Here is an 11,943-nt window from a genome sequence, read left to right as displayed (position 1 = left end):
TCAGCCGCGGAAGTCCGGGTCGATGTCCTCCGGAGAGCGACCCAGCATCTGCGCGATCTGCTCGACCAGCACGTCGTGGACCAGCGCGGTGAGCTCGAGCTCGTCCTCGGCCCGGGCCACCACCGGGCGGCGATAGACCACGATCCGGTGGGGGAGCCCGGCGGCGGGGTCGGCGGCGAAGTACCGGCCCAGCGGCACCGCTCCGCTCTCCCACGGGGCCGGGTTGCTCGGCGGCACCTCCTCCACGCCGATTTCCAGCCCGTCGAGGGCATCGCCGAGGTGACGCTCCACGTGCTCCAGGATGGTCAGCACCGACTCGTCGAAGCGCTCGGACCGGGTACGCCACCCCGGCAGCGCCGGCGGGATCAGCGGCCCGCGCACCCCGCGGCCGTGCCGGTCCCGGCGGCGGGGCGGGTTCGCGTAGGCGGACCCGTGCGGCACCAGCGGGCGGAACGATGCGGACATGGGCCCAGCCTGCCAGACCTGCTGAGCCTGGTCCTGCCCGGCGTGGCCCGGCGTGGCCCGGCCGGATCGGCGGCCCCCGGGGCGGTACCGTGGAGGGGTGAGACCCACCCGAGGATGCAGCCGTTCAGCGTGCACGGAACCAGCCGTGGCCACGCTCACGTACGTGTACTCGGACTCCACCGCCGTGCTGGGCCCGCTGGCCACGCACGCCGAACCCCACACCTACGACCTGTGCGCCCAGCACGCCGAGCGGCTGACGGTGCCGCGCGGCTGGGACGTGGTGCGCCTGGCCACCGAGTTCGAGCCCGCACCGCCCAGCTCGGACGACCTGCTGGCGCTCGCCGACGCCGTGCGTGAGGCCTCCCGCACCCCGCCGCCGAGCAGCGTGCCGGCCGCGCGTGGACCCGTGGTGCCGGCGCCGGTGACGCAGAGCCGTCCGATGACCGAGGCGAGCCGGCGGGGACACCTGCGGGTCATCCGCGGCGAGGAGGAGTAGCGCGTCGTCCGTGCTGCGTGCAGGCGATAGGCTCCTCTGGTGTCAGACCTGAGTGCGATCGTCAAGGCCTACGACGTGCGCGGCGTCGTCCCCGACGAGCTGGACGAGGAGTCCGCCCGCGCGCTGGGAGCCGCTTTCGCGGACGTGGCCGCCGCCCCGGTCGGGGCGCGCACGGTGGCGGTCGGGCACGACATGCGAGACTCCTCGCCGGGCCTGGCGCAGGCGTTCGCCGAGGGGGCCGCCTGGCGCGGTATGGACGTGACGATGATCGGCCTGTGCTCGACCGACGGGCTCTACTACGTCTCCGGTTCCCGGGGCATCGCCGGCGCGATGTTCACGGCGAGCCACAACCCCGCCCGGTACAACGGGATCAAGATGTGCCACCCCGGTGCGCGCCCCGTGGGGCGCGAGGCGGGACTGGAGCAGGTCCAGCATCTGGCCGAGCAGTACCTGGACGAGGGGATCCCCGCCGCCGAGCGGCAGGGGGAGCTGCGCGAGGAGGACACCCTCGCCGACTACGCCGAGCACCTGCGCTCGCTCGTCGGGCTGGAGGGGGTGCGCCCGCTGAAGGTGGTCGTCGATGCGGGCAACGGGATGGCGGGGCTGACCGCCGGAGCCGTGCTCGGCACCGACGCCGGGCTCGCCGATCTGGGCCTGGAGATCGTGCCGATGTACTTCGAGCTCGACGGTACGTTCCCCAACCATGAGGCGAACCCCCTCGATCCGGCCAACCTCATCGATCTGCAGACGGCGGTGATCGCCGAGCAGGCCGATATCGGCCTCGCCTTCGACGGTGACGCCGACCGCTGCTTCGTGATCGACGAACGCGGCGTCTCCGTCAGCCCCTCCGCCGTGACGGCGCTGGTGGGGCTGCGCGAGCTGGAGAAGGAGAAGGCCGCCGGACGCCAGGCGACGGTGATCCACAACCTCATCACCTCCCGCGCCGTCCCCGAGCTCGTCGAGGCCGCCGGCGGGCGTGCGGTGCGCACCCGGGTGGGGCACTCCTTCATCAAGGCCAGGATGGCCGAGGAGGACGCCGTCTTCGGTGGCGAGCACAGCGCGCACTACTACTTCCGCGACTTCTGGTTCGCCGACACCGGGATGCTGGCCGCGATGCACGTGCTGCAGGCACTCGGCTCCGGCGCCGCCGCGCTCTCGGAGCTCTCCGAGATCTACACCCCGTACTACGGCTCCGGCGAGATCAACTCCACCGTCGCCGATCCCGAGGCTGCGCTGCAGCGTGTGCGGGAGGCCTTCGCCGACGACATCGCCGCGGGCGTGGTCGCGGTGGAGGAGTTCGACGGCGTCACCTTCAGCCACTGGGACGCGATGCCGCGCTGGTGGTTCAACCTGCGGCCCTCCAACACCGAGCCGCTGCTGCGGCTGAACGTGGAGGCGCACGACGAGGACATTCTCACCAAGATCACCGACGGCGTCCTGGCCGTCGTGCGCGAGGGGCAGGACGACGATGAGTGAGCAGCAACCGGTGACGATCCCGGCGGACCTGATGACCGTGCTGCGCTGCCCGGTGACCGGGACGGCGCTGCGGCAGGGCACGGGTGCTGACGAAGGCCTGCTCGTCAACGACAGTCCCGACCGGCCGCTCGGCTATCCGATCCGGTCGGGCGTGCCGGTGCTGCTCGCCCATGAGGCCACCGCCCTGGACCGGCCGGCCTGACCCTCAGCGCCGAGCGGCCCCGGCGAGGCCGGCGATGATCCGCGCGAACTCCTGGCCGTCGCGGTGCCAGTTCACCTCGGCCTGCACGTGGCGGTAGCCCGAGCGCGCCAGCGCGCGGCGCTGGGACTCGTCCCGGGCCAGTTCGCGCAGGGCAGCGACCGTCGCCTCGACGTCACCGAAGCCGACCACCACCCCGCCGCCGGAGGCCCGGACCAGCTCCGCCGAGCTCTGATTCGGGGTGGTCACCACCGGGATGCCGCGGGCCATGTACTCGGCGAGCTTCGTCGGCAGCGAGCGCGCGTAGTTGGGCTGGTCGTGCAGCAGGGCCAGGCCGGCGAGAGAACCCTCCAGCATCCGGGTGGCCTCGTCGTTGGGCACGAATCCCAGCCAGGTCAGCTCACCGGCAGCCTGTGCCGCCTCGAGCTCGGGCCGCATCGTGGCATCCGCCGGGCCGATGAGCACCATGTCGAGCTCACGGGCGGCCCGGGCCACGGCGATCATCTCCCGGCCGCCCCGGGGAACGGTGATGCTGCCCAGGTAGACCACGCGGGTGCTGCCCGGGGGCGGTGGCGGCCGGTCGGGCACCCAGTTCGAGTTCGGGACCACCGGGTGGGCCCGCCGGAACCGATCCGCGTAGCTGTGCTCGGCCAGCAGGAGGGAGAACCGGGCCTCGGCGATCCGCTCGGCGAGCCGGACCGACCACTGCAGGGGCCGGCGCAGGAGCGGCGGGACCCACTGGCGCATGCCGATCGCCGCGGCGGTGTCCTCGTGGACGTCCCAGACGATCTGCCCCACGCCCCTGCCCAGCCCGGCCGCCGCCAGCAGCAGGTCGGGATCGTGCAGCAGCACCACGTCGGCGCTCCTGCCCACCCGTGCGATCACCGCGCGGGCGCGCCGCACAGCGCGCAACCGGTCACGGCCGTGCGCCCGTGGCAGATCGACCCCGCGCACTCCGGGCGGGGGAGTGCGTCCGAACGCGGCGAAGGGCGCCGCATAGGTCACGCGCATCCCCGCGGCGAGGAGCGCGGGGATCTGCCGGTGGCGGATGCGCGCGTCCTCGGGATCGTGCACGACGGTCACGACCAGGACCCGGGGCTGTCGACTGTGCATACGGACAAGCCTCGCCTATCGGCGGCGCTTGAGCTCCTCGGCGTAGCGGGTCATGACCTCGTCGGTGGGGCCGTCGTCGACGATCGCGCCCTGATCCAGCCAGATCGTGCGGGTGCAGGTGTTGCGGATGGCGCCCATGGAGTGGCTGACGAGGAAGACCGTGCCGGCGCTGTCGCGGATCTGTTCGATCCGCTTCTGGCTGCGGGCCCGGAACGCCGCGTCACCGGTGGCCAGGGCCTCGTCGATCATCAGGATGTCGGGCACGGCGGCGGTGGAGATCGCGAACCGCAATCGTGCCGCCATCCCGGAGGAGTAGGCCTTCATCGGCAGGTGGACGAACTTCTCGAGGCCGGCGAACTCGACGATCTCGTCGAACCTCTCCTCCACCTGCTTCTTCGTCAGCCCCAGGGCGAGCCCGCCGAGCATGATGTTGCGCTCCCCGGTCAGCGAGCGCACGAGCGCCGCGTTGACCCCGAGCAGGGCGGAGGTGCCGCCGACGTAGACCGAACCGGCACTGACGGGCATCAGGCCGGCGACGGCGCGCAGCAGGGTGCTCTTGCCGGCCCCGTTCAGTCCGACGAGCCCGATCGACTCCCCGTGGTGGGCGGTGAAGGAGACCCCGCGCACGGCGTGCACCTCGCTGACGGCGCCGACGTGGCGGCGGCTGCGATTGAGCAGGGACCGGATGCGGCCCGTGTCGGGGCCCGCCTGCCGGCGTCCGCCGAACACGCGGTACTTCACGTGCACGTCGTCCACGACCACCGAGGGGGTGCCCAGGTGCGCGGGCGGAGCGGTCTCGGACTCGCCGCCCAGACCCTCGGCGGGGTCGTGGTCGACCTCGTCGTAGTCGCGCTCGTCGAAGGAGTCGGGATCAGTCACGGCCATATTGGTCCTCCGCACTCCAGAACACCAGCAGGCCCACGACGGCGAAGAGCACCGCCCATCCGACGGCGGCCCCCCACAGCGCCCAGGTCATCGCGAACTCCTCCATCACACAGGCCCGCACGAGGGTCAGGTACACCGCGAACGGCTGGTATTCGAGGATGGTCCCGATCGTGCCGGAGACGTAGGCCTGGATGGAGAAGAACACCCCGGAGACGTAGCGCAGCAGCCGGGTGGCGACGGGGATGAGGTTGCGCAGGTCACGTGCTGCGACGACCACGCGGGCCACGATCAGGCAGGCGCCGGCGGTGAAGACGAGGATGACCGCCAGGGCCACCGGCAGCAGCAGCCAGTTCCAGGTCAGCGGTTCGCCGGTGACGAGCACGATCGCGAGCATCACCCCGACGGCCGGCAGCAGCGTGAGCATCTCCGAGATCGCCACCGAGATCGGCAGCACCGCCCGCGGGAAGGTGAGGGCACGGACCAGATCGATGTTGTTGATGATCGACGTCGCACCGGAGTTGATGGCGGCCGAGAGCGACAGGAAGATGAAGATGCCGACGATCAGGAACGCCGGGAAGTTGTCCAGCCCGTTCGTGGTGTCCAGGACGACGCCGAACACCAGGTAGTACACGACGGCGAGCGTGAGCGGGCTCAGCACCACCCAGAGCTGACCGAGGTAGTTGTTCTGGTTGCGGGCGTAGGAGCGGGCGTGGGAGAGGGTCCACAGGAAGCTGCGCCGGGACCACAGATCGCGCAGGTACTGCCCGAGGCGGGGCCGGTCCCCGACCTTGGTGAGGCCGTGCTCGTACGCCAGTTGCGCCAGCTCGGAGCTGCCGGGGCCGATGTTCTCGCGCGCCATTACGCGGTGGCTCCGATGAGGTCGGAACGACAAGGCACTCGGGGACTCCTCAGGGCTGACGACTCGGGACAGCATACGCGGACGCGTCATCGTGTCCGTTGTGTTCGGTGTGACCTAGGTGACGAGCTCCCGGGTGGGGCCGGTCAGGATGCGGCGCGCCATGGCGGGGTAGGGGTCGAACCCGGGACCGTGCAGCGGGGAGTGGAACGGCGCCAGCGGTGGCTCGCAGTGGTAGCGCCACAACGCCCATGTCGCGTGGTTGCCGTCCCGCCGCCGCGGGACGAAGGCCACGGTGACGATGCCGTGACTGCCGATGGCGGTGACCAGCCGCGCCGCCAGCTCGGTCAGGCCCGGCCACGGCAGTTCGCTCAGGCCGAGGGTGGCGGCGCCGTCGGAGAGCATGGGGGAGCGCCCCACCTGCACGAGCGCGCCATCCTCCGGGACCGTGGCGGGCTCGAGACCGCGCGTGAGGAGTAGATCCGCCGCCTCCAGCCCGGCCGCGAACCGGGCCAGCGGAGCATGAAACCGGCGGGTGGCGAGCTGCTGCTCCACCAGCTCGCCCAGCGCGGTGACGCCGTCCCCGGCCACCGTCAGTGGAACCCATAACTGGGCCGCCAGGAGAGTGGTGCCGTCCATGAGCAGGACGCACGCGGGATCGACCGGGGTCTCGGCCCGCTCGTGGTGGTCCGCCACGTCGATGCCCGACGTCCGGGCGTAGCGGTGCACTGCCCCGGGGGTGCGGCCCACCTCGCCGGCGAGCACGGTGCGACCGTATCGGTCGGCGACCCGCTCCCCGCTGCCGGTCAGGTGCACCAGTCCGTCATCCGGGATCCTTGCCCCGCACCCCTTGTCGAGGAGGGGGTCGAGCGCGGCGAGCAGGTGCTTGTCGTCGAGGCTCTGGAGCGTGGCCGAAGGTGCCGGTTCCCGCTGTGGCGGGGGAGCCGTGGCGCAGATCCGGGTGTCCTCGCACAGTTCGTCCAGCGTCACGCTGACCGGGCCCGGGGCGGTCTCGGCGTTTAGCGACGCGGACGGGATCACGGCCTCGGCCTGCCAGTGGGCGGCGATCTCCAGCTCGTCGAGTGCGACGGGTGTGCCGTACATGGGGTAGACGTGCATCGGCATCTCGTTGTTGAGGTTGACCTCGCACACCACGGCGTGCTGCTCGGCGAGCGGGGCATCCAGGCGCTCGAGGAGGATGTCGACCCCGGCGTGCAGGGAGGTGGGGAAGAAGGACGCGGCACGCTCGGCCAGTGCGGCAACCTCGGGATGGAGCACGGGGAGAACCTCGTAGCTGTCGCCTCCGGCAGAGAGGTTCGCCACGTGGTGCAGCAGCACCGGCCGGCCCGCAGGCGGTACGGACTCCGCGCTCAGCCCGCGTGCGGCGAGGAACCGCTCCTTGTCGGGGCCGAGCACGATCGGCTGGTGGCGCAGGTAGTCGCTGCGGGCGCGGAGCTCGTTCTTGGCCTCCGCGAGCTCGGCGATCGTGGATGAGCCGTCCCCGATCACGCTCGCCGGTACCCGCAGGGTCGAGGCGACGGCCGTCCCCGCCACCACGCTGACCCGCAGGTCGACGCCGTGCACCATCTCCTCGACCAGCACCCGCTTGCCCGCCGCGAAGATCTCCGCGGCGGCCTCCTGCGCCTCCTCGACCGAGGCCAGATCGGTGACCACGCCCTTCCCACCGCTTCCGGTGACGGGTTTGACCACCACCGGGCACCCGATCGACTCGACGGCTCTCGCCAGCTCGTCCGGGTCGCCGGTTTCGGCACCACGAGCCACAGGGACGCCGCCCCGCTGCAGAATCCGCCGCGTGAGCGGTTTGCGGTTCGTGGTCGCGCGATCGAGGTAGAGCAGGGTGGAGGACATGTTCTTCACGAAACCCAGCGCGGAGGCGCCGTCGTGGAAAACCCGCACGAGCGGGTCCATCCGGATGCTCTCCAGGCCGCGGCGCAGCGCTGCCTCCTCGAGGCGGACGACGTCGAGCTCGCGTTTGAGCACCTCGTGCCGGCGTTCGTAGCCGTTCGGGCGAGGCTCGCCCAACAGTGCCAGGGCAGCCGGCAGGAGCGACTCGACGCCGTGCCCGGGCGTCGGAGCGTCGTGGCGGCCAACGGTCACCGGAACCTCCCGACGGGGCGTGCGCGACGGCGCAGCAGACCGCCGGCCCGTTCGTGGCGGCGGCGTAGACTGCGCGTCTGTACGCGCCGTAGTCAACCACAGGAGGCGTCCCCTGGACTCCGTGCCAGCAGCTGAGTCCGGTCGCAGCGCGGAGGCGGCGCCGGTGATCGTCGGCTCGATCGGTGACCGCGGCGAGCGCGCGCGGGCGCTGGCGAGCTGGTGCGGTGGCCTCCCGGTGCTGCTGGACACCGGCGACGCCGTGGCCTCGGGCCGGGGCGCACGTCAGGCCGCGCGGGGGATCGCGTGGAGCCACTGGCCCGCATCGGGTGCCGGGGGCCACGACGAGGTGACGGTCCGGACCACCGATGACGGCGTCGAGCTACGCGGCAGCACCTCGGGTGCGCTTCCGCTCTACGTCGAGCTCGGCGAGACCACCCTCGCTTTCGCCTCGAGCCTCGATGCCCTGATCCGCACCCGGACCACCCCGGCGAGCCCGGACTGGGACGCCGTGGCGCAGATGGTGGCCGCGAGCGGGCCGATCGGCGGGCGCACCCTCGTGCGCGAGATCCGCAGGCTGCAGCCGGGCGAGGTCGTCCACCGCAGCGCCGCCGGCACGATCTCCGTGCGGCAGGAGTGGAGCTGGCCGGAGGTCTCGATCGGCTCTGCCACCTCCGAGGATGTGCTGGCGGCGCTGCGCGAGACGCTGGCCGACCTGGCCCGGTCCGGCCCGCTGATCTCCCTGCTCAGCGGGGGCTGGGACTCGCGGCTGCTGCTCGCCGGTGCGCTGGATGCCGGCGCTCCGCACGGGGTGAGGGCGTACACGACGTCCTCCGACACCGGTACCGCCATGGAGGAGCTCGTCGCCGCCCGCGTCGCGGCCACCCGGGGCCTCCCGCACACGATCGTCATGCCCCGCCGGGACCGGTTCGCTTCCGACCTCGACTACTTCGCCGAGTCGGTGGACCACCAGACCGCCTTCCATGTCTGGCTCGTCCCGTTGGCACGCGCCCTGCACGAGACCGGTCAGAGCCTGCCGCCATCCGCACCGGCCGCGGTGCTGGACGGCCTCGGCGGAGGGCTGTTCGTCGGCGGGGCGTTCGCCGACGACTCCTCCGACACCCCGCTCGCCGAGCGCCGGCTCGCGGGGGTGACCCGCTACCTGGCCGCAGCCGAGGACGTCCTGGCCCCCGGCCTCACTGCACGGCTGCGGGAGCGGATGATCGCCGGCGCCGAACCGGTGGTGCAGCGTTATCTCGACCACCCCTTCGGTCACACCTTCACCGCCTATGTCAGCCGCACGCTGCCGGGTATCAGCCTCGCCCCGCATGGGCTCATGGCCCGCACCGGCCCGGTGGCGACGCCGTTCCTGAGCGAGGCCGTGGTCGCCACCGCCCTGGCGTTGCCGCCGCGCGAGCACGCCGAGGGTCGCCTTTACCCCCAGTTCACCAGCAGGCTCGATCCACGCCTCGGTGCCATGCCCACCGCGCAGGAGCTCGTGCCGTGGCCGCGCCCCCATCCTCGGCGGATCACCTCCCGGGAGGCCATCGTCGGGCTCCGCGACCTCGTGCTCACCGACGCCGTGCGCCCGCTCGTCTCCCGCCGCCTGGCCGAGGGCGGACCGGCGGTGTGGGAGCAGGTGCTCTCCACCACCGGCGGGCAGCACCTGATCCGCGGGCTGGCGGTGCTGAGCCGGTGGTGCCGGGAGTACGAGGGCACCCTGACGGCGACCGACCCGAGGGAGCTCACGCGATGAGCCGGACCTCGTTCCCCAGCGTGGTGACCCTCGCCGCCGACCATCTGTCGGCGCCGCGCGCGGTGCGCACGGTCGTGGTGCCGGGCGCCTCGGCGGGAGGGCCTGCCCACCTCGACGAGTCGTTGATCGAGGTGCTGATCGACATCGAGCGCCGCGGGTTGCACACGGTGCTCGTGGCCGCCGCTCCCGCGGACCTGACCACCTCGGTCGCAGCGATCTGCCGCTATGTCCTCGCCGCGGACGAGCAGGTCCTGGCGCAGGCCCGCGCGATCTGGGGCAGCGCCCAGGTGCGGGCCGTCGATTCCCTGGCACCGGCCGACGTCGATGCCGTGCTGCGCCGGCTGCCGGTGCCGGCCTCGCGGACCGCGGCCCGCCGCACGCAGGCAGCGCTGCAGCGCGTGCGCCGGCGTGCGCGCCGAGCCGTGCGCGCAGTCGCCAGGCGCGGTGGGGCAGATGGCAGACTTGAGCGATGACTGAGGCGCCGCGCACCGTCGACGTGCTGATGGCGACCGATCTCCGGTTCCCGGGGGGGACCACGGCGAGCGTGGTGGAGGAGTGCCTGGCCCAGCACCGGGCCGGCTACCGCACCGGATTGCTGCACCTGCCCTCGCCGATCCAGCGGCCCGGGGACCCGTTCGCACCGAGGATCCGCTCCCTGGTGGAGTCCGGTGCAGCCGAGCTGGTCCTGGACGGTCCGGTGCACGCGAAGGTGCTCGTGATCCGTCACCCGAGCGTGCTGGGCGCACCGCCGTCGTGGCTGCCGCAGGTACAGGCCGAGCACGTGCTCATCGTGGCCAACCAGGTCCCGGTCGACCCGCGCGCTCGCGCCCCCTACTACGACGTGCTCGCCACCCAGCAGGCGGCCCGGGCGTTCGGGCGCCGCGAGCCGGTGTGGGCCCCCATCGGGCCGACCGTGCGCGAGGCCCTGGCGCCCTGGGCCGGCCAGGTTCCGGTCCTGGCCGAGGACTGGACCAACATCGTCGACGTCGACGCCTGGTACCAGCCGCGTGGAGGTGGCGTCTCCGACCGGCCAGTGATCGGCCGCCACAGCCGCGGGCACTGGAGCAAGTGGCCGGCCACCCGGGAGGACGTGCTGGCCGCCTACCCGGACGACCCACGCGTCACGGTGCGGGTGCTCGGCGGGACCGAGGCCCCGCGGGACATCCTCGGCCACCTGCCGGCCAACTGGGTGGACCTGCCCTTCAACTCCGTCACGCCGGCGCAGTTCCTCGCCTCGATCGACTTCCTCGTCTACTACCACCACCCCTCCCTGATCGAGGCCTTCGGCCGCACGGTCCTCGAGGGCCTGGCCTCCGGAGCGGTGGCCGTGGTCGACCCCTCCTTCGAGCCCACCTTCGGCCCCGCCTGCGTCTACGCCGGAGTGCGGGAGGCGCGCGCCGCGATCGAGAGCCTGCCCCCCGAGGGTGAGGCCTACCGCCGTCAATCCGCCCTCGGAGTGGCGCTCGTACGCGAGCGTTTCAGTTACGAGGCGCATGCCCGCCGGCTCGCCGACCTGATCGGGCCGCCCGAGGAAGCCACCGCTCCGGCCGCGCCCGGCGCCGATGCGGCGCAGCCCTCGCCCCGGACCCTGTTGCTCCTGCCGCAGGCCGGCACGATGCCGGATGCGGCGCTGCTGGGGGCCGTGGCCGGCCCGGCCGACGACCACGCCGAGGCCCTGATCGTGCTGCTGCCGGCGAGCGAGGCCGGCCACCTGCCCGAGCATCAGGTGGAGACGATCCCGGCCGTGGCCGAGCAGCTCGCCGCGGGGGAGCGGGCGCGCTACCTGACCGCCCGCGTCACCGGTCTGGTGGCCACCTGCGCCATCGGGCGGGTGGCCGTGGTCGGCGATGCCGTCTGGGTGCGGCGCGCACTCGATCCCGCGATCGAGGTGGTCGCCGTGCGCAGCACGGCCGACGGCGCCGCACCGGCCGGCGAGCGACCGTCACCGTGGACGCTGGTTGAGCAACCGTCCGCGCCGGCGCAGGCTCCCGCCCGGCGCACCCCGCAGGACCTGGCCCGCCGCGGCGCGAACCTGCTGCGCCAGCGGGCCCCACGCCCCGTCGTCGGGCTGGGGGTGCGGGCCAAGCGCGCGGCGCGCACCGCGCACGGGCAAGCGGTGGGCCGGCTCATGCCGGCCGGCGTGCTGCGCCTGCGTAGCACCGAGGTGCCCGCGCTGAGCACCCCGCCCTCACCCGTCGGCGAGGAACGCCCGACGGCCCTGTTCGTCGTCACCGCCGCCGGCCCGCCCGCCGAGGGAGCGGTGGCCGCCATCGCCGAACGGGCGGTGCTGAGCAACGCCTTCCGGCCGGTGCTGCTGGCCCCGCCGGTGTGGATCGAGGCCGCGCATCGCAGCGGGCTGGCGATCGAGACGCTGACACCGAAGGACGCGATCGCCGCCGCGTATACTTCTGGCTGGTCAGGGTACTTCCGCCGCCGCCTCATCGAAGTCGTCCACGCGTTCCAGCCGGCCGCCGCCGTGAGCCTCACGTTCGAGCCGTCTGTGCCATCAGTGCCGTCGTGCTCGCTCGATGAAGCACTCGACATCGCTGAGAGTCTGAGTGCGCAACGGAGTACCTGAACGA

The 11,943-nt window shown here is 72.9% G+C and carries 11 protein-coding genes; 6 read left to right on the top strand and 5 right to left on the bottom strand.

Annotated features, from left to right (window positions below; genetic code table 11):
• Complete coding sequence (locus LQF12_RS11960; protein ID WP_231053159.1) at positions 1–465, bottom strand: metallopeptidase family protein; 465 nt, start codon at positions 463–465, stop codon at positions 1–3.
• Between the two features lie 97 nt (positions 466–562).
• Here LQF12_RS11960 and LQF12_RS11955 point away from each other — a divergent pair, with 97 nt between their 5' ends.
• Genes LQF12_RS11955 through LQF12_RS11945 form a run of 3 tightly spaced genes read left to right on the top strand, consistent with a single transcriptional unit; the run spans position 563 to position 2,639 of the window.
• Positions 563–961: a DUF3499 domain-containing protein gene (locus LQF12_RS11955; protein ID WP_231053158.1), complete on the top strand. Its 399-nt coding sequence runs from the start codon at positions 563–565 to the stop codon at positions 959–961.
• A gap of 36 nt (positions 962–997) precedes the next feature.
• Positions 998–2,437 carry a phosphomannomutase/phosphoglucomutase gene (locus LQF12_RS11950; RefSeq protein ID WP_231055595.1) on the top strand — a complete coding sequence of 480 codons (1,440 nt, stop codon included), beginning with the start codon at positions 998–1,000 and terminating at the stop codon, positions 2,435–2,437.
• Positions 2,430–2,639 (top strand): Trm112 family protein, encoded by a 210-nt coding sequence (locus LQF12_RS11945; RefSeq protein ID WP_231053157.1) that lies wholly within the window; start codon positions 2,430–2,432, stop codon positions 2,637–2,639. Before LQF12_RS11950 ends, LQF12_RS11945 begins: the two co-directional genes overlap by 8 nt.
• A 3-nt stretch (positions 2,640–2,642) precedes the next feature.
• Here LQF12_RS11945 and LQF12_RS11940 read toward each other — a convergent pair whose 3' ends face one another.
• The 4 genes from LQF12_RS11940 to LQF12_RS11925 all read right to left on the bottom strand — a co-directional run bounded on the left by LQF12_RS11940 (position 2,643) and on the right by LQF12_RS11925 (position 7,608).
• Positions 2,643–3,749 carry a glycosyltransferase family protein gene (locus LQF12_RS11940; protein WP_231053156.1) on the bottom strand — a complete coding sequence of 369 codons (1,107 nt, stop codon included), beginning with the start codon at positions 3,747–3,749 and terminating at the stop codon, positions 2,643–2,645.
• A gap of 15 nt (positions 3,750–3,764) precedes the next feature.
• On the bottom strand, positions 3,765–4,634 hold the full coding sequence (locus LQF12_RS11935) for an ABC transporter ATP-binding protein (RefSeq protein WP_231053155.1): 870 nt from the start codon (positions 4,632–4,634) through the stop codon (positions 3,765–3,767).
• Positions 4,621–5,493 (bottom strand): ABC transporter permease, encoded by an 873-nt coding sequence (locus LQF12_RS11930; protein WP_231053154.1) that lies wholly within the window; start codon positions 5,491–5,493, stop codon positions 4,621–4,623. Before LQF12_RS11930 ends, LQF12_RS11935 begins: the two co-directional genes overlap by 14 nt.
• A gap of 114 nt (positions 5,494–5,607) precedes the next feature.
• Positions 5,608–7,608 (bottom strand): ATP-grasp domain-containing protein, encoded by a 2,001-nt coding sequence (locus LQF12_RS11925; protein ID WP_231053153.1) that lies wholly within the window; start codon positions 7,606–7,608, stop codon positions 5,608–5,610.
• Positions 7,609–7,729: 121 nt separating this feature from the next.
• On the opposite strand from LQF12_RS11925, the gene LQF12_RS11920 reads away from it, so the two are divergent.
• From LQF12_RS11920 to LQF12_RS11910, 3 genes are read left to right on the top strand one after another with little or no spacing between them, the layout of a single operon-like run.
• The gene (locus tag LQF12_RS11920) at positions 7,730–9,361 is read left to right on the top strand and encodes an asparagine synthase-related protein (RefSeq protein WP_231053152.1); all 1,632 of its coding nucleotides are present in this window, start codon (positions 7,730–7,732) and stop codon (positions 9,359–9,361) included.
• The gene (locus LQF12_RS11915) at positions 9,358–9,834 is read left to right on the top strand and encodes a hypothetical protein (RefSeq protein WP_231053151.1); all 477 of its coding nucleotides are present in this window, start codon (positions 9,358–9,360) and stop codon (positions 9,832–9,834) included. Before LQF12_RS11920 ends, LQF12_RS11915 begins: the two co-directional genes overlap by 4 nt.
• Complete coding sequence (locus tag LQF12_RS11910) at positions 9,831–11,939, top strand: hypothetical protein (protein ID WP_231053150.1); 2,109 nt, start codon at positions 9,831–9,833, stop codon at positions 11,937–11,939. The genes LQF12_RS11915 and LQF12_RS11910 overlap by 4 nt, the downstream gene beginning before the upstream one ends.
• The last annotated feature ends 4 nt before the right edge of the window (positions 11,940–11,943 follow it).

The sequence above is a fragment of the Ruania suaedae genome (genome assembly GCF_021049265.1).
Lineage (GTDB): Bacteria > Actinomycetota > Actinomycetes > Actinomycetales > Beutenbergiaceae > Ruania > Ruania suaedae.
The sequence above is the reverse complement of the archived record's forward strand: the minus strand, read 5'-3'. Positions and strand labels throughout refer to the sequence as shown.